Here is a 24,395-nt window from a genome sequence, read left to right as displayed (position 1 = left end):
CATCATTTATTGGCTGCTGTTTCTTTCCTTAGATCTTTACACTTGATTAGGATTTTCGAATAGCCTTTTATAGGTGTCGCTGCGTGAGATTAGTTCATCGTGTGAGCCCGCATCAATTATCTCTCCCTTATCTATAAGATAGATGATGTCAGCATCTTTTATTGTAGATAGTCTATGAGACACAATTACGCAGGTTCTTGTCTTGAAGAGGTATTCCAAGGAATCCTGTATCAATTTTTCTGACTCAGAATCTAAGGCTGATGTGGCCTCATCAAAGAGAAGTATCTCAGGGTCATTTAGAATTGCTCTTGCTATGGATATCCTCTGCCTCTCTCCACCAGATAGGAGCATGCCCCTCTCACCTACAATAGTATTATAACCCTTCGGAAGCTTTGAGATGAATTCATGAGCATGTGAGATACTCGAGGCCTCTATAATCCTTTCCATATCATAATCCATTCCACAGGTTATGTTCTCTTTTACAGTTCCATTAAAGAGAAATACCTCCTGGGTTACAAAGGCTATCTTTCCCCTTATCCAATTGAGGGACAGGCCCTGTTGGTTGAGATTGTCAATTAGTATTTCTCCTGTTGTTGGCGAATAGAGCGATGCAATCATATTCAGTATTGTGGATTTCCCTGATCCCGATGCCCCTGCTAGGGCTACATTCTCCCCTTTAGATATACTAATTGTAATTTTGTTTAGCGCGTATTCTTCATCGTATTTAAATGATATTTCTTTCAGTTGAATTGATTGATTAAAATGTCCATTAACACCAATATAGAAATCTTCGACAGGCAGTTTGAGTATTTCAGAGATTCTTATTGACGCTGCCTCACCAGCTTTGATATTGTTGATTGAGTTCGATATCATCTTTATAGGATCAAAGAGGTTTATGATGATCAGAATAAAGAAAATAAACTCTCCGCTGGTGAGTTCACCCTTAATAATCTGGTAACCGCCAAATATGAAAAGGGTTATTGCTACTATTGTTCCTATTAATTCAACGAAGGATGGATTTAAATTCTGATACACCCTTCTCCTGAGGTCGTTTTTAAAAAGTGAATCGTTTATTTCTTTATATTTATTTTCTTCATATCCTTCCATACTAAAGGATTTGATTACTTTTATTCCTGAAATGGTCTCCTGCAGCTTTGAGCTGATGTCTGCAAAATTTTCCTGTATCAGGACTGTAATTTTTTTTACGAGATTTCCGAAATATCTAATTGGCAGGCTTGTTAAGCCTGCCAGTAATAGCGTAAAGAAGATTAATCTCCAGTCAATAAGTGATAGAATAGTAATATTAATTATTAGAAGAATAAAGCCAGATATCAGGTTGTAAATCTCAGAGCTTACAGCAATGGATAGAGGCAATACGTCAAGGGTAATTCTTGATAAGAGCTCCCCGCTTCTACTCTTATGAAAATATTTATATGGGAGTTTAATTATTTGAGAAAAGAGTTCGATTCGTATATTTTTTACCACCCTGTTTCCAGCATAGGCAAAGAGGGATCTGCCAATAAAATCTGATAAATTTTTAATGAATAATAGAGGAACTATGAGTAGAGCAAATAGTGTAATTATCTCTTTTTTTGTTTTTGTGTTAAGGTATGAGTTAATATAAAATTTGACTTCTATAATAATTACTCTTAGTCTCTCTAGGAAAGTGAGATTATGTTTTTGTGATAATATTCTCTCCTCATCGGAAATCCTATAACCACGGTCAGCCTCTCCTGTCATGGTGTCGAATATTGGGACTATGGAATAGAGCGTTACCGCGTTGAATACCGAAAAGAGAATAGAGAATACAATTGCAGTGATCAAAATGAATTTATAGGGTAATACAAATTTTAATATTTTGAAAAAGCTTTTCATCAAAACTCCTATTATTCCATCTCTGCAAATTGTTGCCTATATAGCTTTGTGTATATGCCCTCTCTTTTGAGGAGTTCAATGTGTGTACCTGATTCTGCTATCCTTTTATTCTCAATAACAATGATCAGATCAGATTTAATAATTGTTGATAGCCTGTGGGCGATCACGAAGGTGGTTCTGGATTTCATCAGATTATATAATGAACTCTGTACAAGCCTCTCAGATTCAGCATCCAGAGAGGATGTTGCCTCATCGAGAATCAGGATTGGAGGGTTTCTCAGAAGTGTACGCGCAATAGCGATCCGCTGCCTCTCCCCGCCTGAAACCATGATGCCCCTTTCCCCAACCACAGTGTTGTATCTATCCGGCATCCCAATGATAAAATCATGAGCATTTGCTATTTTAGACGCTTCCACTATCCTTTCCATAGGAATGTTATCTCTTCCATATGCTATATTTTCGGATATTGTTCCGTTAAAGAGGAAAATTTCCTGTGAGACAACACCAATTGAGCGCCGTAATGAAGCGAGTGAAATAGTTTTAATGTCAATATCATCAATGTAAATAGTACCATGACTAGGCTCTATAAATCTTGGAATAAGGTCTACTAAGGTTGTCTTCCCTGCTCCTGATCTTCCCACGAGAGCCACTGTTTTTCCTATTCCAATTGAAAGGCTAATATCCTCCAAAATATATTCATTAGCAGAAGGGTATTTAAAATACATCTTTTCAAATTTTATTCCCTTTCTTGGGATAATAGTGTTATCATCAGGTGTAGGATCAATATTATTTATATTGAAGATATTATAGTCATTTTCTTTCTCATGATCAACTAACTCAAATATTCTCTCTCCAGCAGACTCAGCCTGTTTTACTTGGTTGTTCATGTTTGCAATCTGTTTTATCGGATTCATGATATACAAGAAGGTAAAGATAAAGAATAAAAGCTCTCCCTTTGTGTATACCCCTGCAGTTATTTTCTCTCCGCCATATATTAATAGGAAAACCAAAAAAATGGATGATATTATTTCGATAATCTGTGGACGACTTATGTCTATCATTGATTTTTTTATTTTTTTGTTAAAAAGGGTTTTAACAAGTTTAACAAATCGATTAATTTGGAGACCTTCCATCTGATAGGATTTAATAATCCTAATCCCCTCAATTGTTTCAAGCACTATAGATGAGATATCAGACATCCTCTTCTGTTCGATTTTGCTGTATCTCTTAAATGCTCTTCCCATAATGATAATCGGTATAGTAATAACGAAAAGCACAACAAAAGCCATTGAGGTTAATTCAGTATCCATATATAATAGTAAGATTATATGAGTTATTACTATGAAAATGTTTACGATGAACTTTCTCAACTGATTGCTTAGGGTTCCGGAAATTAGATCAGTATCGTAGATTATTTTTGAGATTAACTCGCCTGTCTTTCGTTTATGAAGGACGCTTAAAGGAAGATTGAGAATGGAATGATAAAGATGTTTTCTGATATCGCGCAACGCTCCATTTGCTGCATGTCCGATGTAGTACACTGCGAGTAACTTAAATGTCATTCTTAAAAAAATGACAGATAATAGGGCAATGCATGAATAGATTAGAAAGGTAAATTTGCTTGTTTTTTTAAATAGATTATTGAGAGTGATTTTTAGTCTTGCTCTGTAAAAGATAAGCTTTTGTTTAATATCGTGAAGGCTTTTCTCTTTCAGTATTTCTATCTCATTCTTGTGTAGTTCCAATTGATAGAGCCCTTCACCGGGCGAGAGTGTATCGAATATTGGAATAACGCTTGTTAAAGTTAGGCCATTTGCAATTGAGAAGGCAAAGGCAAAGATAGAACCGATTAGAAAGTGTTTTCTATAAGGGAATAGATATTGAATGATTCTTATAAATGTTCTCTTCTTCACCTCGACATGAGGCAGGCGCTTAATCATGTCTCTCTTGTTAATTGTAACAGGATTATATTATTGTAAATGCATCCATGAAATGTTCTGAAAAACTTAATCGTGACTGGGTCTAATTCAACTTGAATGGATATAACAATACTGATGATATCTGCTAGTATTTGTAAACACAAGCTTAAAGGTGTCAGTTTCTAGCCCGGCTTGAGCTATTATTATCTATAAACTAATGGAATTCAAGTCAATTATTTCTATTGAATGTATGTTATATCACTATGCTAAGGGGTTCATATTAAACAGAATAGGAGGGGTCCTTCTTTATTAGTATCTCTTTTATCTTTGAGTCTCCTGCTGAGAAGTAAATAATGTGAGACTCTAATATTTTAAATTCGTTTATTAAATTTAAAAATTCTTCCTTATAGTTGGCTTCGTTTAGATCGATTTCACTACATTTGTTTTTTTCTACAAAAATTGCTTTCATATTTATCCCTGATTTACCTTTTTTATTATTTAATTATTAATGAGGCTGTAATACATGTTATAATGTTAATCGTGATTTTCTCCATTTATAATAAAGAATATTATAGCAAAGCCATTATAAAGTAGTTATAATATTAAATGTATGATTATAATATATGAGTATAAAAGGAAGTTGGGAAAATATCATTGTTTCCTTAATAACCAATGATAGTAATTAGAAAATCATACTATCGAAGAAATTTATTTAATCCATAGGGATTTATAACTCGCATGCAAAACTGTTACATGGGGTTGTGAATAATCATATTAATACTATCTAATACTGTTCAGCAACAATATTAGAACTTTAGTATTTTGTCCACAATTTTAATAGTTTTTTATGAGAATTTGAGACCCAAGGCTTTAATTTGAGAATACACCTTTCCTAATTTATATTACAGGAGATAAAAGATTCACTATTTCTTGCATTTATTTTGGGAAGGGTTTATATTGATGAGATGAAGGGGTGGAATGAGTACAATACCTGAAGATCTATTATATACCCATAATCACCTTTGGGTAAGGGTGCTTGATGAATTTGTATGTGTATGCGGCATAACTGATCATTTTCAGGATGTAATGGGGGATATCTCCTTTGTAGAGCTTCCAGAAGAGGAAATGGAACTCTCCCAAGGGGAGCAGTTTGGTTTTCTCGAATCGATAAGGGATGTATGCAATATACATTCTCCAATATCTGGTAGAATTATAAAAGTAAATATACTGTTAGATGAGAATCCGGGATTGATCAATAATGATCCATATAATGAAGGTTGGATAGTCCAAATTGAGATAAAGTACAAATATGAATTAGATGATTTATTGAATCCGGATTCATATTTAGAGCATATAGAATTGAATGTATAGGTTTTACTGAAGGTAATAGGAATTACTATTTAGGAAGTATGTTATACCCTTAGCATGAGATCCTTTCCATATCTACATTTGGATGGTTATTGTAGGGGGGTAACCTCTCCTTAATCGCATTTATCTGCATTTGGTTATCCAGTATCTTTGTCATTATTCTTGATGGGTCATCATTCAGATTAACATCTAAGGGATGATCATAGTATTGTGCCACCAACCTGCCATTCTCTTTTGTTAATCTACAAAATACTAACACCCTAGGTTTGAGTAAATCCTCTATACCTAGGCTCACAATAATAGCGAGTTCCTTTGTGTTGAGTTCACATATTTCGTTAGTAGAATAAAAAACTTGAGCATTATTCAGGATTGGTCCAATTTTATTGATGAAATTGCTGACCAGATTATAATCGAAGAGTCCATTTGAGGAATTTACAATGGATTTAAGCGCATGAGAGGGTGATATCGCATCTCTATAGGGCCTTTTTGATGTTAAGGAATCGTATATATCGCAAATTGATATAATCTTAGGGTACAGGGGCAGATTGACATAGGGATACATATAATATCCCTGATTGTTATATCTCTCATGATGAAATAGAACTGATTGCTCTATTATTCTATTGGTCCTATTGATACATTTTATCATTTCGTAGCTTAATTGAGGGTGTTTTTCGATTTCCTTCATCTCTGAGGCGTCTAATTCCCCCTCCTTTTCGAGAAGTTGCTTATCAATCTTCATCTCACCGATATCGTGCAGATATGCTGCCAATGTTAGTGACCTAATTTCATCCAGGGAGAAGAGGCCTAGCTTAATAGCAAAGATGGCTGAGAGTATTCCTACATTTACTGAGTGGTTGTAAATATATTCATCATAGTCCTTTAAATCTTTCAACAGGTTCACAACCTCTATCTCAGATGTAGTAAGATCATCTAATATGGCTTCAATTATATCCTCAGCCTGTAGAAAGGAATTCTCACTCAACTTCTGGGTTGCGGATACCTCTTCCATGATCTCCCTTGATCTGCAAAAAGCGATCTTTTTTCTATAATCAGGAATATTCTCCCACTCCCTAAAGACTATGTTGCCATATTTTTCAGTTATCATCTTGAGCCTTTCTTGTGTGAGGATGACTCTAGCATCGAAGATCTTTTCACCCTTAAGAGAATATATAGGATATACAAAACAGCTATTAGGCCTTAAATAGCTAAGATCTATTTTAATCCTTTTTGATCTAATCATGCTTAAATCCTTTCTCCCAATAATTTTGAGTCACCATATCAGGTAGTGAATTATTCTATTGAAGCCTTATACTAATATCTAACCAATTCGGACAAATGAAGGCTCAATCACTGGTGTCACTCTGACTTACCCCTTAACATGGATTATAAATATTGCTTGACTTCGTATATTAATCCTTGAATATATTTTTTCCGAGAGTTATGGAAATCTACCTCTCATTGGAGGTACGGAGACCCAATTATTATGATTGCTATCCAGCCTATCACAAGGTCAGATGCTTATCAATAAATGAGAAATAAAATCTTCCTCAGGTAATTTATCAGATAGATAATATAATTATCGTACATCATGGTGGTTTTTCTAAAACAATTAAGCGATATTGTATGGGGAATTCCCTTGATTGTGCTGCTACTCGGTACAGGGATTTATCTCACATTTTTGCTGAGGGGTCTACAATTTAAAACCCTCCTCTCGTCTCTTTATTTAGCACTTATACGGAGAAAGGAGGAAGGGGGTAAGAAGGGAGACATCTCTCACTTTCAGGCATTGATGACCGCTCTTGCTGCGACAGTTGGAACTGGGAATATCGCTGGTGTTGCCACTGCAATCGCTACTGGCGGGCCAGGCGCCCTGTTTTGGATGTGGATAACCGGCTTTTTTGGGATGGCCACAAAGTATAGCGAGGGTGTGCTTGCCGTCAGGTATAGGGAGGTTGATAAATTTGGCACAATGTGTGGCGGTCCCATGTACTATATATCAAGGGGTTTAGGGAGTAAATCTTTAGCAAGATTATTCTCTATTTTTGCATGCATCGCTGCCTTTGGAATAGGGAATATGGTTCAGGCAAATTCTGTTGCAGATGCCCTTAACTCGACCTTTGGTATTGCACAATGGCAGATCGGGATTGTATTATTTATTTTTACATCCATTGTAATAATGGGTGGAATTAAGAGTATTGCAAGGGCAACATCAATAATTGTTCCAATTATGATAGTATTCTATATGGTTGGTTGTTTTTCTATACTTATATTATACTATAAAGAGATTCCTAATGCCTTTTCTTTAGTATTTTATCATGCCTTCTCTCCCATTGCCGCCAGCGGAGGATTTATAGGGGCAGCGGTTAGGCACACGATAAGGATGGGGGTGGCAAGGGGTATCTTCTCAAACGAATCCGGGCTTGGAAGTTCCCCAATAGCCGCTGCAGCCGCCAAAACTGATGAGCCCGTTCGTCAGGCACTGGTGTCTATGACTCAGACCTTTATAGACACAATTGTTGTATGCACACTCACTGGGTTGGTCCTGATCGTTACTGGAGTGTGGGATTGTGGCAAGAATGCTGCCGCATTAACCGAATTTGCCTTTGAGACCGGACTCCCAGGCGATTGGGGTGGGGCGGTTGTTTCTATTGGTATTCTCTTTTTTGCCTATTCCACTATATTGGGGTGGTCGTATTATGGCGAAAAATCCATTGAGTATCTCCTGGGAGAGCGTTCCATTAAGCCCTATCGAATGCTTTGGGTAATATCCGTATTCATTGGGGCAGTCTTGAAGATTGATCTGATATGGACATTCTCTGATATTATGAATGGGCTTATGGCCCTGCCCAATCTCATCGCATTGATAGCCCTATCTGGAATAGTGAAGATGGAGACCGTGAGGTATTTTTCATCTCTGGGGAAGGATTAATGAAGCTGAATAAATCTCTTCTTTTATTTACAATACTCACAATACTATTATCGTGCAAAGATTTTTCTTCTGTTAGGGAGCCGCATTCACTGTATATCCATCTTTCAGCAGAGCCTGGCACTTTGAATCCAATCACCGCCACTGATGCTTATGAAAATATGATAAATAGAAATATATATGAGACTCTTCTCGATCGAGATTACGAGACTCTGGAGTTGATCCCTCAACTTGCTGAGAGATGGGAGATATCAACGGATAAATTGAGATTCAGGTTTCATCTGAAGAGGGGTGTATTATGGAGTGATGGGGTTGAGTTTACATCCGATGATATAATCTATTCATTTAATTTAATAAAAGATCCGAAGGTTGCATGCGCACAGTTGAAGGTGTATTATGTTGATGTTAAAAGAGTTAAGAGGATTGATAAATATACGGTTGAATTTCAGTATTCCCGCCCATATTTTTTAGCCCTTGAATTTTGCGGTGGAATACCCATTGTACCTAAGCATATCTTTGATGATGGCACTGATTTTAATACTCATAGGAATAACAGATTTCCCATTGGCACTGGACCATACAAATTTGAGCGATGGGATACTGGCAAGAAGATTATTCTCACACTGAATGATAGGTATAGGGGTGAGAAACCGGAGATTAAAAAGGTAGTATATAAGCTTGTGCTTGAGGTGAATATTGCCCTGCAGATGCTGAAGAAGGGAGAGCTTGATGTGATGTCGCTGCGCTCAATTCAGTGGGTAAGGCAGACAAACTCTGAAAGGTTCTTGAATAGATTCTACAAATTAAAATACTACCTGCCATCATACAATTATATCGGCTGGAATGCGCGAAGAGAGTTCTTCAAGGACAGGAGGGTTAGGCTAGCATTAACCCATTTGATTGACAGAGAAGAGATATTGAAGAAATTGATGTTTGGATTGGGGAAAATAGTGACCGGAAATTTCTACATAAATAGCAAAAGCTATAATCAGAAGATAAAAAAATGGCCCTTCGATCCTGAGATGGGTAAGAAGCTATTAAAGGAGGCTGGATGGGTTGATACAGATGAGAATGGTATTATCGATAAGAAGGGAAAGGAGTTTTCTTTTACCTTTACAATTCCCTCTGGGAGCAAGTTTTCCGAAAGATTGACAAGCATTCTGAAGGAGGATTTGTCTAAGGTCGGGATTGAGATGGATATTAACAAGTATGAATGGGCGGTTTTTGTAGAGAAGCTTCATAAGAGGGATTTTGACGCCGTTACACTTAGCTGGAGTCTGGGTTATAGCGGTGATCCATATCAACTCTGGCATTCCTCACAGCTTGAGAAGGGATCAAACTTCTGTTATTTTAAAAACGCAGAGGCTGATTATATTATTGAAAAGGCTCGAAAGGAGTTTAATGAGACAAAACGTATAGAGATGTATCATCGATTTCATGAGATAATTCACTATGAGCAGCCATATACTTTTTTGTATTGTTCACCTGCCTTGGTTGTTGTGAGCAAGAGGTTTGAAAATGTGAAGGCCTATGCAAGGGGGCTTAAATATATGGAATGGAGGATTAGGAATTAGACATGAAGAGGTATATCATAAAGAGGCTCTTGCTTCTAATCCCTACCTTTATTGGAATAACCCTGATCACGTATTTTATGGTCAGGCTGGCTCCAGGGGATTATACAAGCCTTCAGGCTGGGCTTGATGGAGGACTGAAGGCAGGATCAGTGGGCAGGGAGATACTGGAACAGGAAAGGAAACTCTATGGGTTGGATAAACCTATTATAATAGGTTATGGGGAATGGTTGGCAAGATTTGTAACCATAGATTTTGGGATTTCCAGAAAGGATGGCAGGCGAGTATCAGAACGGATTGCTGAGGCCTTGCCAATCACACTTACTCTAAATGTGATAACTTTGATCCTGGTGTATATCATATCCATACCAATGGGTATTTACTCCGCTGTAAAGAAGGATACTGCCTTTGATCGAGGATCTGGTCTTATATTATTCATATTGTATTCAGTCCCAACCTTCTGGGTGGGGCTGCTTCTGCTTATGTATTTAAGCGGTGGTGAGTATTTAAATCTATTCCCCCTGGGTGGAATAATGTCCGATTGGGTGGAGGAAGCTGGTTTCTGGACAAGATTTATGGACGTTATATGGCATCTTGTTCTGCCTGTTGCGACTCTAACATATGGAAGTTTCGCCTTTTTAGCAAGATATACAAGAGCAACCATGCTTGAGGTAATAAATCAGCAATTCATTATCACAGCCAGATCAAAGGGCCTTTCCGAAAAGAAGGTAATCTTTGTTCATGCATTCAGGAATTCCTTAGTGCCCCTTGTGACCTTGATGGCCACGCTCTTGCCGAGTTTACTTGGGGGAAGCGTTATTGTTGAGTCAATATTCTCAATACCTGGCATGGGTATGCTTGCTTTTCAGTCTATCCTTTCAAGGGATATCCCAGTAATAATGGCCATCGCTGCGATTTCCGCTTTGCTCACCCTTATAGGGATCCTTTTGGCTGATCTGGTATATGCCCTTGTGGACCCGAGGATTCGCCTGGAGGGGAAGATATGAGTGAGAGAAGGGGATATTGGGGCACAGTATGGCTTGAGTTTAAAAAGAACAGGCTTTCATTGACAGGGCTTGTTGTTGTGCTGTTTTTATTTCTCATTGCTATTGGCGCTCCATTCATTTCAAATAATAAGCCCTATATCTATATTACAAATGATGAGGTCTACTTCCCATTATTCTTCAATTATCCCGAGTTTAAGGGCAAGGATTTAAGGAAGGATGAATTTAAGGGATTTAAGATATTCCCTCCAATTCCATATTCCTATTCTGAATATGATCTCGATTCTATTGTGATTTCGCCTGGGAAGAATCATCCCCTTGGCACAGACGAGCAGGGTCGAGATCTGGCTTCAAGGATGGTCTATGGAACAAGGGTATCTATATTGGTTGGATTTGTAGCAGTATCCCTTTATGTTCTTATTGGGATAATAATAGGCACCATTGCCGGCTATTATGGCGGCAAGGTGGATATAGTCATCTCCAGGTTTATTGAGATTGTCCTATGTTTTCCTACTTTTTTTCTCATTTTAACAATGCTGGCGCTTGTAGGCCCCAGTCTTTTTAATATAATGATAGTGATTGGTTTAACCGGATGGACAGGGATTGCAAGGATTGTACGTGGAGAATTTTTAAAGCTAAGGGAGATGGATTATGTGCAGGCCTCAAAGGCGCTTGGCATTCCCAATAGATTGATAATTTTACGACATATTCTACCCAATTCTCTAGCCCCTGTGCTTGTGTCAGCAACATTTGGAATAGCTTCAACAATTTTAATAGAGTCTTCACTTAGCTTCTTGGGATTCGGTGTTCAGCCCCCTACTCCTAGTTGGGGGGATATCCTCTCTCAATCGAGGGATTTTATGGATTTCGCTTGGTGGTTAACCCTTATTCCTGGTCTTGCAATATTCATTACCATTACTGCCTATAATCTGATAGGAGAGGGGCTTCAGGAAGCAATAGACCCTAAATACAGGCGAGGATGAGAATAATAGGCACCATCTTTTCCTGTCAAGTAGAGAGGTACTCCTGCCGAATTATCAACTAAAACTCTTTGAAAATAAAATGCCCTATGAACCGAACACTACTAGATAGCAAATTAAATTTTAGGGTCAAGCCGCTAAAGCATGAGTCTTGCCATGCTTTCTGAGATAATCATTTAAATTCATAAAATTCCAAAAATTATCCAACGGTCTTCGAAGTCTTTACATCGCAGCCATGCCATTGGATTCGCATGCTGGAGAGTCCAGCGCATACCCGTCAATTTTAACCGGCTTGCAACGATATATTTATTAGCACTCTCTATAGCGCAGCTACCTATATGATAACCTTTCTCGCGGTATATATCATAACACATTGAATTTTTATTCCCATAAAAATAAGCTCTAAGCTCCATTATCGGGGTTTGATTTATTTTTCTATTCTACGCCTCTTTTCCCAATATCTTTATAACATCATCGACTTTGCCATCCCATAATTTCTCCTTGTAGGAATTCACCCACCCCTCACAATACGATTTATTTTGATATTTTCATTAGAGCTTCCTATCCTTATTGGGGGACATAATAAAACATACTCCTGAAAATTAATAGTCATTTTTTTGAATATGTAAAATCAATTTACTATCCCCTACTGATTATTTAACGAAATTATAATTGACATAAATGAATTAATCACTAATATATTAGTTTGAAATTACTTAGGTTTGTTAACATTCACGGGATGCGTATGAGTCAAAGATCGTTATTTTCGTTAAGAGGTTAAATCCTTAAAAATGAAAAATTATTTTCAATCTTCTCATTGAAATAACTATTGGCTCTATTTACATGATAGAGAAAAAAGTATACCTTTTTGATTTGGATGGGACACTCATTGATACAATGGATGGATTCGCCGATATTGCGGGAAGAGTAATCACTGATTATCATCCAGAGATATCATTTATAGAGGCCAGAAGAAAATATTTAGAAACATCCGGTGTTCCATTCTTTAGACAGCTCGAAATTATAATACCTGGTTGCCCGACAAATTCTGAAAAGGCTGCAATCTTTGAAGAGACTAAAAAGGGTGTTTTTTTTAATATTAGTTTTTCAGATGATGTTAGAAAAACTATTACAACATTAAGAGAAAGAGGATATATAGCCGGTATTTCTTCAAACAACTACCAACATCTAATAAATCAATTAATTGAGAGAGAAGGTCTTAAGTTTGATATAGTCTTGGGTTTTATGGAAGGTTTTGAGAAGGGCAGAGATCACTTTGATTATGTAATCAATAAGTATAATATTAATAAAGAGGAACTTATATTTATTGGGGATTCTTTAAAGGATGCTGAAAAAGCAATATATAATGGAATAAGCTTTATTGGCTTATGCAATATCTTTAATCCTAAAGATTTTCTAAAGTTAGATCGAACTATTATTACAATAAAAAAAATTACGGAGCTTTTAAACCTATGAGAGCAATTATATTAGCAGCCGGTGTCGGCAAGAGAATGGGCAAGATCACTCATAGAAGAACTAAGGGGATGGTTTCTGTTAATGGCAAAAAATTGATCGATCATATCTTGGATTTTCTAGAATTAAACATAATTGATGAGGCGATTGTTGTTGGCGGCTATTATTTCAAGGAGTTGAAAGAGCATGTTGATAATAGGAATTTAAAAAATGTAAAAGCTATAGAAAACAAAAACTTTCATAAAGGAAATATATTTTCTTTAATTAGAGGATTAAAGGAATTCTCAGGGGATTCCTTTCTAATAACTAACGTTGATCATATATACCCACGGGCGATGTTCAAAAAAATGAAGGAATCCTTCAAGCATATCACAGCGATGTGTGATTTTGATAGGGAATTAACTGATGACGATATGAAAGTGAAACTAAAAAAATGCAATGGCTCTATTTCAATTGATCAAATAAGGAAAGGGCTTAATGATTATAATTGTGGATATATCGGGATGACCTATGTTGATATCTCAATGGAAGAAGCTTATCGAAATGCTATACAAGAAACACTCAAGAGACGCGGCGATGGGGCTGTTGTTGAAGATATTTTACAAACTTTAGCAGAAGATGAGAAGACAGCTCCTCAAATATGTGACCTTTCTGGTTTCCAATGGCATGAAGTTGACACAGAAGATGATCTCATAAGAACAGAGAAGGATATATTAACAAATAAACAACTCATAAAATCTACCAGATAAATCTAAGTGGATCTATTATCCTCCCATGCCTCATTATTGTAAAGTGAAGATGGGGGCCCGTTGATCTTCCAGTAGATCCCACCAAACCTATAATATTGCTTTGCTCTACCCAATCACCCTTTTTTACTTTCAGAGTATGACAGTGACCATAGACTGTTGCATAACCATCTCGATGTTGAATGATTACAGTTTTTCCATATCCATCTAACCACTTTGACAGGGTGACGATCCCCTTCCTCGCAGGATGTATAGGAGTTCTTGTCCTTGCCCTTATGTCTATTCCATTATGAAAATGCTTTCCATGCAGAAAAGGATCAATCCTGGTTCCATATAATGATGTATAATACCCTTTAATTGGAGACTGAAATATCTTTCTTATTTTATATAATCCTTCAAGGTGATTATTTACTACTTCAGGCTTTACAGCCTTAAAGAAAACTAACCTAATATCATCAAGAGAAAAAAGCCTGAATATAGAAGGAAAATATTCCCCTCTGATTTTATCTTTATAGCCTAACTTCTTCGACATTCGCCATACATCATAAAAGTTATCTAATGCCATGAGCACGCCCTCTTCTTGTGGAACAACAATTTCAATACCCTCCTTAGCAAGCAATGATGTTAAAAAAGGATTTGCCGCAATTAATGTATCTATTGAAATATTATTCCTCATTGCAACATTCCAGTAGGATTCTCCCCTCCTCATCCTGTGTATATTTAAATTTGTCCCCAACCCCAAATCATAAGGATAAGATCTTATAAGGTGCAAATATTCACCTTCAGACTTAAAAAATGGGAATCCATCCTTAATTATGTAGCTTTCAGCATTAACCTTGATTCTCTCTATGAAGATCGCTGCAATGATATTTCCAATAAGAAAAACTGCAACAATCATAAGAAGGAGGCCTAAAAGGTATTTCTTCATTTCTCTTGCTTGATAATTTGTTATTGGAAAACCGCGTATTATCACTTTAATCCAAGCTCCTTTGATCTTGTTTTTGCTGCCTCAATTGCATCCATGACAATTCCGGAAAATGCAAGCCTTTCAAGCATATGAACCGCTTCAATGGTAGCTCCGCCGGGAGATGTTACCCTTCCCCTTAATACTACAGGGTCTTCTCCAGTTCTGATCAGCATTTCTGCCGCACCGAGGATCGTCTGCGCTGAAAGGATAAGCGCCTTGTCCCGAGGGATACCCATCCTTACCCCGCTGTCAGTCATAGCCTGAATTAACATAAATCCATAAGCTGGACCACATCCAGAAAGCGCTGTAACCGCATCCATATATTCTTCAGATAAGATCATCACCTTCCCAAGATATGAGAATATCTCAAGTACCATATTCAATGATTCTTCTTCCACATTTATATTCGGAGAGATTACAGACATCCCACTGCCAATCATGGCAGGCATGTTTGGCATCACACGAACAATTTTATGCGGAGTTTTGAGGATATCCTCTATTGTGCTTATGGCTATTCCAGCTGCGATGGAAACAATTATCTTCTTTGCAAGTTGACCCTTTATCTCTTTTACTACTGAAGGCAAAATATCAGGCTTAACCGCAATAATAATGATGTCACTTCTGTCCGTTAATCCTTGAAGGGTATAGTGAGTAACAATATTATAATTCTTTTTCACATATTCTATTTTTTCTTCATCGATATCAAAAATAGAAATATTATTCCTGTCAATATTCTTGGAAAGATGTGCTATTATAGCACTACCCATATTCCCAGCACCAATGCAACCGATTGACTTATCCCTAAGCATGATGACCTGCCCTATTCCTCTCTCCAAAGATTGCGGTTCCAACCCTTAGCATTGTAGAGCCTTCCTCAATCGCAATTTTATAGTCTGATGACATCCCCATGGATAGGACATCGATATTCAACCCAATGCTCTCATTAACATCATTCAATAATTGTTTTAACATTCTGAAGGAATCACGAATCATATCATTATTCCTTGTCATGGGACCAATTGTCATCAATCCACAGAGTTGAATATTGAATAATTCTGTAATATCATTACAAATATCCAGCACCATGCCTGGTTGGACTCCGCTTTTAGTATCTTCTCCGGAGGTGTTTACCTGTAAGAGAATCTTTTGTTTTTTACCTATCTTTTCCGCTTCCTTATCAATTCTAAGGGCTGTATTTAATTTATCTATTGAATGAATGAGATCAAAGAGACTGACAGCATCCTTCGCCTTATTCGATTGGAGATGACCTACCATATGGAATTGAAAATCTCCCTTAAGTTCTTGAATTTTACCCTTTGCCTCCTGAACCTTGTTTTCGCCAAAGAGCCCTATACCAGCATCAATAGCTTCCTGTACAATCTTAGTTGGGAATGTCTTACTTATCGCTACTACCTCAATCTCTTCAGGATCCCTTCCAACATCAATAGCTACTTTCTTAATCTCTTCCTTTAAATTGTTATAGTTATCAAGGATACCCATTATTATTCATTAGATTCTTTTTTGTCATACAGCATTCATTGCAACACAAGCATTCGTCGGTTCACAATAGCTTATACAACTTCAGTTCAGCAATAATATACTCTTTCTTCTTGAGGTCTATAACTCACTGGTATCTATTTACGATAGATAATAGCATTAGGCCTATAAAAGTCTTCTAAATATAGAATAGCAATTGTAGGATAATGCGACATATTGTTTCTGTTGTCAATGAAAAATAAAAATGTTGCATTATCAAAGGTCAATAAATCAATCCTTACTCAATTAATAATATGCCATCCCTTCTCAATATAATATTTCGGCATATGAAAGGGTATTGTTTCAATTATTTTAATAAAAAAATGTGAATGGCTTAGATTGAAAATTCATCAATGATAACCCATTGAACTTTGTAAGTCAATATTCTTTTTTTTGTTTAGGAAAATTCATTGAACATTTGTAAATATTTTGTTTACATAACTTATTCCATTATTATTAGTATATTAAACCTGCTTGATATTAGGTATGATATCTGAACGGGAGAAATTATAAAACGTTTCATACAAGGGAATGGACTTACCTCACCTACTGATGTGAAGAGTATCTATTTACAATCCATATCAATTAGGAGCTTTGATTGGAGATCAAGGCAATAATTCTTGACAAAAGGATGGATACGTTTAAGCATGTTTTGCCAATAATTGAATTAAACTTTAATTGATGGAGGTTAGGTATGAAAGAGGGTGGATTCAATTTTCAAAAATTAATTGATGATTCTAAGAGTACTTTACTATCTCCAAAAGCGTACTTCTCATCCATGGCAAAGGAAGGCGGTTATATTGATCCTATCATAAAGGCTGCAGCATATGGTATAATTGCTGGATTGATAAGCCTGTTCTGGAGCGTATTAGGTTTAAAGGTAGTCGGTGCGACTAGCAGTATTAGCAATATCATTATTGCTCCCCTATATGCACTAATCGGACTATTCATAGGGGCTCTTATACTTCTTCTGATCTCTGCAATATGTAGTGGAGACACAAGTTATGAGGCTAACCTGAGGGTTGCTGCTTCCCTTTCTCTTCTCTTCCCAATAAATGCAATACTATGGTTTACATATGGGATCAATATTACCTTTGGCTCTATTATTTCCATCGTAATAGTGCTCTATGGGATTTGGTTACTATTTAATTCACTCGTGCATGCCCTCAGTTGTAAGGAAGATATAGCAAAGATTGTATCAATAATACTTGCAATTATTCCAACAATATCTATTCTGGGTTCTTTGGTCTGTTATAGAGCGGTTACGAATGTTACTGATGATGTAATTGAAGAATCTGAAAAAATCATGAGGGAATTGCCAAATGAGCAGAGGAAGGCGATTGAAGAATATAGAAAAATGTCTGAAAAGCTTTTAGAGGAATCAAATGAAAAAGAGTAAAATGCCTTTGCGAACTGTCATTGTCTACTTATATACAATACTTCTAATATTGCAGATACAATCATTTGCAGATCCCATAACCCTTGAAGAGATAATTGTGAGTGGAGAGAGGGAGATCAACCCAGAGGATCGTATCGATATCAAGGAAGTCAGAGAAACGTCGGCCAGGGATGTGGGGGAGGCCCTAAAATCTGTAGAAGGGGTTAGTGCTATTAGAAAAGGTACTATAGCCAATGACATTACCATTAGGGGATTCCAGAAGGACAACCTCACAGTACTCATCGATGGGATGATGATTCATGGAGCCTGCCCAAATCGCATGGATCCATCCTCATTTCATGTCGATTTTGCAGAGGTTGAAGAGATATCTGTTCAAAAGGGACCCTTTGACGTAAAAAATCCTGGTGGCCTCGGTGGTATCATTGATATTAGAACAATAAAGCCAGAAAAGGGATTGAATGGCGGCATTAATACATTTATAGGATCCTATAAAAACATATCCACTTCAGCAAAGGCCTCCTATGGTAATGAAGAAATGGATGCCCTTCTTGGATATTCCTACAAATATTCACTCCCCTATAGGGACGGGGATGGCAAACGAATTACGCAGCAATATCCGTTATCTTCAACAAATAGATATAGGGATGAAGAGGAGGACGATAAGGCCTATTCAATTATGACCTATTGGATCAAATTTGGATTTAATTTACCATATAATCAGAGGATAGCGATTAGCTATTCTCGCCAGGAGGCCAATGACATTATCTATCCCTATCTTCTTATGGATGCCGTTTTTGATGATACGGATAGATTGAATCTTACCTATCAAATATCAGAATTATGTGAATGGATAAGGAAGGTTGAGGCCCAATTTTACTTTAATGAAGTGGAACATGATATGACTGATAGCAGAAGGGTCTCCTCTGTAAGCTGGCCATCAGGTTATATGATGAAGACTAAGGCTGAGACAGAGACCTATGGAGGGAAGATTGGCTTTGAACTACAACTGTACACAGGAACTATGACTATCGGAATTGACTACTATATGCGGAATTGGAATACGGAAACAACATTGCCCACCGGAACTCAGAATTCAATTCCTAATGTTGATATAAGCAACGTTGGAACCTTTATTGAATATACTCAGCCTATAAGAAAAATAGCATTAATCATCGGCGCAAGATTTAACCAAACTAAATCCGAGGCTCACAATGATCGAACCCCCCTTTACACTCAATATCATGAAAACGCCAGCCGAGAAGAGACTGATTCCTATGGGGATGGCAATATACAGGTAACCTACAAAATGACCAAAAGGATCGAGCTTTTCTCTGGATTGGGACATGCGACCAGGGTTCCTGATCCGGTTGAAAGATATTTTGCCTTAGAAAAACCAATGACCAATCCTAATTGGGTTGGAAATCCGAAGCTTGATAATGTAAAGAATAGGGAGGTCGATTTTGGAATTAAATTTATTGAAGATTTATTTTTTTGTAAGGCAGTAGTCTTCTATAGTGATGTGAAGGATTATATTACCATTTTCAATATTACTGGAGTGAATAAGAATGCTAAAAGCTATAGAAATATCGATGCAACACTATATGGGGGCGAATTGAGTTCAACAATATATCTTCCCTTTCATCTCGACCTTCAATGGGGTTTATCCTATTCCCTTGGTCGTGATGACACTTATGAAAAACCCTTATTCGAAACTCCACCAATAACGAGCAGAATAGCCCTGCGCTGGGAAATGGATGATTATTTTACAGAGATTGAGAGCCTAATATCCGATGACCAGGATCGTATAGATTCTGATCTCAATGAAGAGAAGACCCCTGGTTGGAGTATATTCAACATAAAGATTGGGATGAAGTATAGAATGTTTAATCTATTTGCCGGAATTCAGAATATCTTTGACAGACAGTACTATGAACATCTCTCTTATCAGAGGGATCCTTTTAGAACCGGCATAAGGGTGCCGGAAATCGGAAGAAATTACTATTTCTTTCTTGCTTATTCATTCTAGTCTGAAATCACAAACCAAATTAAATATAATACTCTCATAATTCCTTCATAGTGTTTGATTATCATTCTTGCAAGGGCTGAGAGGGAATTTAAGATGTTTTCAAAGATGGAGGTAATTAAAATGATTACGCTCTTGGGGCAACATCAATGGAAAGATCACTGAAGATATTTTTTCTATAATACTGAAAACCGAGTCCGCCTACCATTGCAGCATTATCCGTGCATAATATTGGGGATGGAATCAATAACCTTTCATCATCCCTCATGCCTTCCATGAGCATCTCCCTGAGTCTACCGTTTGAAGCAACCCCTCCAGTGACAACGATATCTTTGATTTTATAGAGCCTTGCCGCCGCAAGGACTCTTCTTATAAGAATCTCAAGGCTTCTCTCCTGGAAGCTATATGCTATCTCTCTAGTATCCATATCCGGATTTTTTTTAACATAGTTTATCACCGCTGTCTTTATCCCGCTATAAGAGAATCTGAAATCGTCATTATTATCTGCAAGTATTTTAGGGAATATCATCCTCCTCTCTGTTGCGAGTTTTGCCATCTTCTCAATTATTGGTCCACCGGGATAGCCTAATTCTAAAAATTTTGCAACCTTGTCAAAGGCCTCTCCAACAGCATCGTCAACGGTTTTGCCTATTATTTCTAATCTTCCTATCCCCTGAACATGGTAAAGAACAGTATTGCCACCAGAAACGACCAACCCAATATATGGAAAAAATAGCATTTGTGCTTCCAAAAAGGGGGCATAGAGATGAGCCTCAAGATGGTTTATACAAATTAGTGGAATATTTAGTGAATATGAGATGGCCTTTGCAGACTGCAGGGCTATTAAGAGAGATCCTACTAAACCAGGCCTGTTTGTAGCTGCCACATAGTCAAGCGACCTAAACCCTACACCTGCCCGATCAAGGGCCTTGCTAATGAGCCCATTGATCACCTCTATATGAGCCCTGGAAGCAATCTCCGGGACTACACCGGAATATTCCTGGTGAATGTCAATCTGGCTGAATGTTATGTTTGAGAGTATTTCTTCCCCGTTTTTGACAACCGAGGCAGAAGTCTCATCGCAGGAGCTTTCCAGCCCAAGTCCGATAATATCGGATTTATCGCTCATTAATTATCGCAATTGCCTGTTTTAATTGATTATCGTATTCCATATCATAGATGGGACGCTTTGAATACTTACTGATCTCTCTCTTTAAAATAAAACCCGCGCTATGCAATGAGATTGAAAGGCCTTTGCTATCTAAAAAATCCTTAAACCTCTTCACATTCTCATCAGAGTAAATCCCATTTGATGCTACAAATTTTTCAGTCAATCCCTCTTTAATAATAACGCTAATATTCTCTTTGTCTGCTTCATATATATTCTTCCTCGAAATTCGATAATCAGGCTTCAATCCCTTCCCATGTATTGAAACTCCTGAGGGAGTATAGTACTTAGCAATTGTAAGTGTAATTCCGATATCTTCATCAAGACCAAAGACCTTCTGAACTGAACCTTTTCCAAACGTTTTTTCGCCAACTAGTTTTCCGCGATTGTTATCCCTTATGGCTCCGGAAAATATCTCAGAAGCAGAGGCGCTTCCCTCATTCACCAGCACAACAAGTTTGCCATTATATAAGGGTTTATTTAGGGATTTGAATTCATTTATGTTCCCTACCCCTTCTCTCCCTTTGGTTGAGACAATAATTCTTCCCTTATCGAGAAACATATCAGATATGCTGATAGCCTTATCTAAGAGACCGCCAGGATTCCACCGAAGATCGATAATAACCCTTTCTATACCCTTTTTATTAAAATAATCTAAAGCCTTCTCTACATCTCTGGGTGTATTCGAGCTAAAGACCTTTATCTTAAGATACCCAATATTCAAATCCTTAAGAATGTCATAGTTTACGGTTTCAATCTTTATGGGGACCCTCTCAATATTAAATTCGAGAAGTTCAGCAAATCCCTCCCGCCTCACAAATAGTTTAACCTTTGTATGAGGTAATCCCTTTATCATCTTTACGATTTCCGAGAGTTTTTTGTTTTTGATTTGAATATCATCTACTTTAACGATTATGTCACCGGTTTGTATACCGGCTCTCATAGCTGGAGTGTCCTCAATGGGCGAGATTACAACAATCTCACCCTCTTTAACCGTAATCTCTATCCCAACACCTACAAATTTACCAGTAGTCTCCTCCCTCAATTCGTAATAATCCTCTTCACCAAGAAACCTAGAATAGGGATCATTCAAGGATCTTACAATTCCCTCAATAGCCCCATAAAACAGCTCTTCGGTCTTCGGAGTCTCAACAAAGTCAGTCTTTATTATCTGGTAGACCTGATGGAAATAATCCAGGTATTTATGGGCAGGCTCTCCACTCGATGATAGAAAGGAGCGGTTTATTCCAAGGAAAAAACCTAATAAAAAAAACAGAAATAGAAGATGCAGCCTTCTCTCTTTTATCTTTTTTTTCATCTAATCTGTTACTCCAAAAAAATCTTCTTATATTTATCCTCATGCTTTTTACGCATATATTCTTTAAACATTTCAAAGTCAATCTTATGCTTGGACAATACATCCATAAGAATCTTTTCTCTCTGAGAGACTGATTGCTTTTCATCAAAGCTCTCTACAAATTCCCTCTGGATATATTCACCAAAAATAGTGCCAAACTCTCTTTCAGTAATTTTCTTACTTGTGCACCCCAGAATCAGAAAAAAAAGGACAATTAGCGTAATGTTTTTCATATCAAATCCCATTTGATTATAGAAGTAATATATATAATTTGCTTTAAGGTGTCAATATATTTTAGCACATCAAAATCTCAATAAATTACATGTATGTAACTATTGTCAAAATGGGTATGATGCCTTAACAAGGGGGATGTCCTGCCACCTGGTTGTATAGCCCTTCGATAGATAGGACCTTCTCATCTGCCAAGGCTTTCCGCTACCCTCCGCTGCATAACGCACAGTGTTGCGTCCCCAGCGTGCATTTATATAATCGATTGTCTTCATGATAGCCCTTTCCCGCTCTGTGTCTCCGGAAGGCATAAATAGATTGAGTTGGGCATCTTCCTTGGGGATGATCTCCATGAGCATTATGCCTGTTTTTTTGTAGCGATATCCACTACGGAAAATTCTGTCAAGGCTGTTATGCGCATAGCGAATCAACTCAGGCGTATATGATGTTGGGACAGGAAGGCGATAGGTGATTGAATTGGAATATTGTGGCTCTTGCTTAAAACGATTTGTGGCGATAAACACATTGATATAAGAAGCTACCGAATCTTGCAGCCGCAACTTCTCAGCAGCCCGTGCAGTATAGGCCGCAAGCGCCTCCTTTAATTCCCCCAGTTTTTCCACTGGACGCCCAAAAGACCTGGAACTAAAGATCCCCTTCTTCGGGTCCGGCATTTGCTCCAAAGGGATGCAAGAGACGCCACGTAGCTCGCAAACCGTACGTAGTCCCATGATTGTCATTCGTTTTCTCACCCACGCATCAGGGGACTGAGCAAGCTGAAAGGCTGTATTGACGCCATTCCTTTTAAGCATCTTCTCGTACTGGCTTCCAATTCCCCACACGTCCTTCACATCCACTGAATCCAACAACCTCTCATAATCGGGATGCTCGGTAATATCAAACACGCCTCTGTGTTGAGGATGCCTTTTAGCGAGGAGGCTTGCGAGTTTGGCAAGTGTCTTTGATGGGCCTATCCCTATGGAAACAGGAATGCCGGTCCACTGTTTTGTTATATCCTTAATATGATGCCCATAGGCAACAGTATCAAGATGGCTCATCCCTGTAAAGGAGAGAAAGGCTTCATCAATCGAATATATCTCCATATCTGGGACGCACTGCGCCAGGGTTTGCATTACCCGATACGACATGTTCCCATATAGAGCATAATTAGAAGAGAAAAGCTTCACATCATGTTTTCTTACCAATTTGGCGCACTCGAAGAGGGGAGCCCCCATGGCTATGCCCAATTCCTTTGCCTCATTGGATCTGGAAATAACATTGCCATCATTGTTGGAGAGCACAATTACCGGCCTACCCCATAGCTGTGGATTGAATACCCCTTCGCAAGAAACATAAAAATTGTTGCAATCCACCAGCGCAAAAATTTCTCTCATGCCTATCCTACTTTATAGAATGAATTACATGAATAACCACGCCCCATACCTCGAACTGCATCTGTGGGGTTATCTCGATGGGACTGTATTCATCATTTTCGGGGTACAGGTAGACGGCCTCCCCCTCTATTCGCAAACGTTTCACTGTAAGTTCCCCATTGAGCACGGCAATCACAATCTTGTTATTGACCGCCTCTACCGCCCTATCCACAATAAGAATATCATCGGGATGAATGCCTGCATCTATCATGGAATCCCCAGAGACTCGCACAAAGAAGGTGGCAGCAGGATGTCGAATGAGAAACTCATTAAGATCGAGCCTCTTGTCAATATAATCATCCGCAGGCGAGGGGAACCCTGCGGATATGCTGGTCACAAAGAGCGGAAGAGTGAGAGAGTTCCTCGCTTCCGCACGGTATATTCCTTCAATGTAAACATCTTTCAGCTTTGGCATGTTC

At 37.8% G+C, this 24,395-nt stretch carries 21 protein-coding genes; 9 read left to right on the top strand and 12 right to left on the bottom strand.

The genetic code is table 11. From position 1 onward, the window contains the following. Positions 1 to 36 precede the first annotated feature (36 nt). The 3 genes from SVZ03_08975 to SVZ03_08965 all read right to left on the bottom strand — a co-directional run bounded on the left by SVZ03_08975 (position 37) and on the right by SVZ03_08965 (position 4,263). The gene (locus SVZ03_08975; GenBank protein MDY6934337.1) at positions 37 to 1,875 is read right to left on the bottom strand and encodes an ABC transporter ATP-binding protein; all 1,839 of its coding nucleotides are present in this window, start codon (positions 1,873 to 1,875) and stop codon (positions 37 to 39) included. An 11-nt stretch (positions 1,876 to 1,886) separates the two neighbouring features. Then, positions 1,887 to 3,815 (bottom strand): ABC transporter ATP-binding protein, encoded by a 1,929-nt coding sequence (locus SVZ03_08970; protein MDY6934336.1) that lies wholly within the window; start codon positions 3,813 to 3,815, stop codon positions 1,887 to 1,889. Between the two features lie 259 nt (positions 3,816 to 4,074). Next, on the bottom strand, positions 4,075 to 4,263 hold the full coding sequence (locus tag SVZ03_08965) for a hypothetical protein (GenBank protein ID MDY6934335.1): 189 nt from the start codon (positions 4,261 to 4,263) through the stop codon (positions 4,075 to 4,077). A gap of 509 nt (positions 4,264 to 4,772) precedes the next feature. On the opposite strand from SVZ03_08965, the gene gcvH reads away from it, so the two are divergent. Next, positions 4,773 to 5,165: a glycine cleavage system protein GcvH gene (gene gcvH / locus SVZ03_08960; GenBank protein ID MDY6934334.1), complete on the top strand. Its 393-nt coding sequence runs from the start codon at positions 4,773 to 4,775 to the stop codon at positions 5,163 to 5,165. Between the two features lie 49 nt (positions 5,166 to 5,214). On the opposite strand, the gene SVZ03_08955 is transcribed toward gcvH, so the two are convergent. After that, complete coding sequence (locus SVZ03_08955; protein ID MDY6934333.1) at positions 5,215 to 6,405, bottom strand: HD domain-containing protein; 1,191 nt, start codon at positions 6,403 to 6,405, stop codon at positions 5,215 to 5,217. Between the two features lie 348 nt (positions 6,406 to 6,753). On the opposite strand from SVZ03_08955, the gene SVZ03_08950 reads away from it, so the two are divergent. The 6 genes from SVZ03_08950 (at position 6,754) to SVZ03_08925 (ending at position 13,868) form a co-directional block, all read left to right on the top strand. Continuing rightward, a complete protein-coding gene (locus SVZ03_08950) occupies positions 6,754 to 8,094 on the top strand; it encodes a sodium:alanine symporter family protein (protein ID MDY6934332.1) in 1,341 nt (446 codons plus the stop codon). Further along, positions 8,094 to 9,665 (top strand): peptide-binding protein, encoded by a 1,572-nt coding sequence (locus SVZ03_08945; GenBank protein ID MDY6934331.1) that lies wholly within the window; start codon positions 8,094 to 8,096, stop codon positions 9,663 to 9,665. Before SVZ03_08950 ends, SVZ03_08945 begins: the two co-directional genes overlap by 1 nt. 2 nt (positions 9,666 to 9,667) lie before the next feature. Continuing rightward, positions 9,668 to 10,669, top strand: a complete 1,002-nt coding sequence (locus tag SVZ03_08940) for an ABC transporter permease (GenBank protein ID MDY6934330.1) — start codon at positions 9,668 to 9,670, stop codon at positions 10,667 to 10,669. Next, positions 10,666 to 11,649 carry an ABC transporter permease gene (locus SVZ03_08935; GenBank protein MDY6934329.1) on the top strand — a complete coding sequence of 328 codons (984 nt, stop codon included), beginning with the start codon at positions 10,666 to 10,668 and terminating at the stop codon, positions 11,647 to 11,649. Before SVZ03_08940 ends, SVZ03_08935 begins: the two co-directional genes overlap by 4 nt. Positions 11,650 to 12,489: 840 nt before the next feature. After that, positions 12,490 to 13,122, top strand: coding sequence for an HAD hydrolase-like protein (locus SVZ03_08930; GenBank protein ID MDY6934328.1), 633 nt, complete (start codon positions 12,490 to 12,492; stop codon positions 13,120 to 13,122). Further along, complete coding sequence (locus SVZ03_08925; protein MDY6934327.1) at positions 13,119 to 13,868, top strand: NTP transferase domain-containing protein; 750 nt, start codon at positions 13,119 to 13,121, stop codon at positions 13,866 to 13,868. Before SVZ03_08930 ends, SVZ03_08925 begins: the two co-directional genes overlap by 4 nt. Here SVZ03_08925 and SVZ03_08920 read toward each other — a convergent pair. The 3 genes from SVZ03_08920 to SVZ03_08910 are packed head-to-tail and all read right to left on the bottom strand — an operon-like array spanning position 13,858 to position 16,332. Continuing rightward, positions 13,858 to 14,838 (bottom strand): M23 family metallopeptidase, encoded by a 981-nt coding sequence (locus SVZ03_08920; protein ID MDY6934326.1) that lies wholly within the window; start codon positions 14,836 to 14,838, stop codon positions 13,858 to 13,860. The two genes, SVZ03_08925 and SVZ03_08920, sit on opposite strands and share 11 nt — an antisense overlap. Next, positions 14,835 to 15,641, bottom strand: coding sequence for a pyrroline-5-carboxylate reductase (proC, locus tag SVZ03_08915; GenBank protein ID MDY6934325.1), 807 nt, complete (start codon positions 15,639 to 15,641; stop codon positions 14,835 to 14,837). Before proC ends, SVZ03_08920 begins: the two co-directional genes overlap by 4 nt. Further along, positions 15,634 to 16,332 carry a YggS family pyridoxal phosphate-dependent enzyme gene (locus SVZ03_08910; protein ID MDY6934324.1) on the bottom strand — a complete coding sequence of 233 codons (699 nt, stop codon included), beginning with the start codon at positions 16,330 to 16,332 and terminating at the stop codon, positions 15,634 to 15,636. The genes proC and SVZ03_08910 overlap by 8 nt, the downstream gene beginning before the upstream one ends. Positions 16,333 to 17,062: 730 nt before the next feature. Between SVZ03_08910 and SVZ03_08905 the strand changes: the two genes are divergently transcribed. After that, positions 17,063 to 17,767, top strand: coding sequence for a YIP1 family protein (locus tag SVZ03_08905; GenBank protein MDY6934323.1), 705 nt, complete (start codon positions 17,063 to 17,065; stop codon positions 17,765 to 17,767). Then, positions 17,754 to 19,793, top strand: coding sequence for a TonB-dependent receptor (locus SVZ03_08900; GenBank protein ID MDY6934322.1), 2,040 nt, complete (start codon positions 17,754 to 17,756; stop codon positions 19,791 to 19,793). Before SVZ03_08905 ends, SVZ03_08900 begins: the two co-directional genes overlap by 14 nt. 124 nt (positions 19,794 to 19,917) lie before the next feature. On the opposite strand, the gene tsaD is transcribed toward SVZ03_08900, so the two are convergent. The 5 genes from tsaD to umuD form a co-directional block, all read right to left on the bottom strand. Next, positions 19,918 to 20,919, bottom strand: a complete 1,002-nt coding sequence (tsaD, locus tag SVZ03_08895; GenBank protein ID MDY6934321.1) for a tRNA (adenosine(37)-N6)-threonylcarbamoyltransferase complex transferase subunit TsaD — start codon at positions 20,917 to 20,919, stop codon at positions 19,918 to 19,920. After that, complete coding sequence (locus SVZ03_08890; GenBank protein MDY6934320.1) at positions 20,909 to 22,276, bottom strand: S41 family peptidase; 1,368 nt, start codon at positions 22,274 to 22,276, stop codon at positions 20,909 to 20,911. The genes tsaD and SVZ03_08890 overlap by 11 nt, the downstream gene beginning before the upstream one ends. 8 nt (positions 22,277 to 22,284) lie before the next feature. Then, positions 22,285 to 22,548: a hypothetical protein gene (locus SVZ03_08885; GenBank protein MDY6934319.1), complete on the bottom strand. Its 264-nt coding sequence runs from the start codon at positions 22,546 to 22,548 to the stop codon at positions 22,285 to 22,287. Positions 22,549 to 22,653: 105 nt separating this feature from the next. Then, positions 22,654 to 23,937, bottom strand: a complete 1,284-nt coding sequence (locus SVZ03_08880) for a Y-family DNA polymerase (GenBank protein ID MDY6934318.1) — start codon at positions 23,935 to 23,937, stop codon at positions 22,654 to 22,656. A gap of 7 nt (positions 23,938 to 23,944) precedes the next feature. Beyond that, on the bottom strand, positions 23,945 to 24,391 hold the full coding sequence (gene umuD / locus SVZ03_08875; protein ID MDY6934317.1) for a translesion error-prone DNA polymerase V autoproteolytic subunit: 447 nt from the start codon (positions 24,389 to 24,391) through the stop codon (positions 23,945 to 23,947). Positions 24,392 to 24,395: the final 4 nt, after the last annotated feature.

The sequence above is a fragment of the Spirochaetota bacterium genome (genome assembly GCA_034190085.1).
Taxonomy (GTDB): Bacteria; Spirochaetota; UBA4802; order UBA4802; family JAFGDQ01; genus JAXHTS01.
The sequence above is the reverse complement of the archived record's forward strand: the minus strand, read 5'-3'. Positions and strand labels throughout refer to the sequence as shown.

What these genes read in the sequence shown, in the direction of transcription:
- SVZ03_08925 (MDY6934327.1), top strand. Translation starts at nt 13,119, where the DNA reads ATGAGAGCAATTATATTAGCAGCCGGTGTCGGCAAGAGAATGGGCAAG.
- SVZ03_08900 (MDY6934322.1), top strand. Translation starts at nt 17,754, where the DNA reads ATGAAAAAGAGTAAAATGCCTTTGCGAACTGTCATTGTCTACTTATAT.
- SVZ03_08945 (MDY6934331.1), top strand. Translation starts at nt 8,094, where the DNA reads ATGAAGCTGAATAAATCTCTTCTTTTATTTACAATACTCACAATACTA.
- SVZ03_08885 (MDY6934319.1), bottom strand. Translation starts at nt 22,548, where the DNA reads ATGAAAAACATTACGCTAATTGTCCTTTTTTTTCTGATTCTGGGGTGC.
- SVZ03_08950 (MDY6934332.1), top strand. Translation starts at nt 6,754, where the DNA reads ATGGTGGTTTTTCTAAAACAATTAAGCGATATTGTATGGGGAATTCCC.
- SVZ03_08965 (MDY6934335.1), bottom strand. Translation starts at nt 4,263, where the DNA reads ATGAAAGCAATTTTTGTAGAAAAAAACAAATGTAGTGAAATCGATCTA.
- SVZ03_08880 (MDY6934318.1), bottom strand. Translation starts at nt 23,937, where the DNA reads ATGAGAGAAATTTTTGCGCTGGTGGATTGCAACAATTTTTATGTTTCT.
- gcvH (MDY6934334.1), top strand. Translation starts at nt 4,773, where the DNA reads ATGAGTACAATACCTGAAGATCTATTATATACCCATAATCACCTTTGG.
- SVZ03_08935 (MDY6934329.1), top strand. Translation starts at nt 10,666, where the DNA reads ATGAGTGAGAGAAGGGGATATTGGGGCACAGTATGGCTTGAGTTTAAA.
- SVZ03_08930 (MDY6934328.1), top strand. Translation starts at nt 12,490, where the DNA reads ATGATAGAGAAAAAAGTATACCTTTTTGATTTGGATGGGACACTCATT.
- SVZ03_08975 (MDY6934337.1), bottom strand. Translation starts at nt 1,875, where the DNA reads ATGAAAAGCTTTTTCAAAATATTAAAATTTGTATTACCCTATAAATTC.
- SVZ03_08890 (MDY6934320.1), bottom strand. Translation starts at nt 22,276, where the DNA reads ATGAAAAAAAAGATAAAAGAGAGAAGGCTGCATCTTCTATTTCTGTTT.
- SVZ03_08955 (MDY6934333.1), bottom strand. Translation starts at nt 6,405, where the DNA reads ATGATTAGATCAAAAAGGATTAAAATAGATCTTAGCTATTTAAGGCCT.
- SVZ03_08970 (MDY6934336.1), bottom strand. Translation starts at nt 3,815, where the DNA reads ATGATTAAGCGCCTGCCTCATGTCGAGGTGAAGAAGAGAACATTTATA.
- proC (MDY6934325.1), bottom strand. Translation starts at nt 15,641, where the DNA reads ATGCTTAGGGATAAGTCAATCGGTTGCATTGGTGCTGGGAATATGGGT.
- SVZ03_08940 (MDY6934330.1), top strand. Translation starts at nt 9,668, where the DNA reads ATGAAGAGGTATATCATAAAGAGGCTCTTGCTTCTAATCCCTACCTTT.
- SVZ03_08910 (MDY6934324.1), bottom strand. Translation starts at nt 16,332, where the DNA reads ATGGGTATCCTTGATAACTATAACAATTTAAAGGAAGAGATTAAGAAA.
- tsaD (MDY6934321.1), bottom strand. Translation starts at nt 20,919, where the DNA reads ATGAGCGATAAATCCGATATTATCGGACTTGGGCTGGAAAGCTCCTGC.
- umuD (MDY6934317.1), bottom strand. Translation starts at nt 24,391, where the DNA reads ATGCCAAAGCTGAAAGATGTTTACATTGAAGGAATATACCGTGCGGAA.
- SVZ03_08905 (MDY6934323.1), top strand. Translation starts at nt 17,063, where the DNA reads ATGAAAGAGGGTGGATTCAATTTTCAAAAATTAATTGATGATTCTAAG.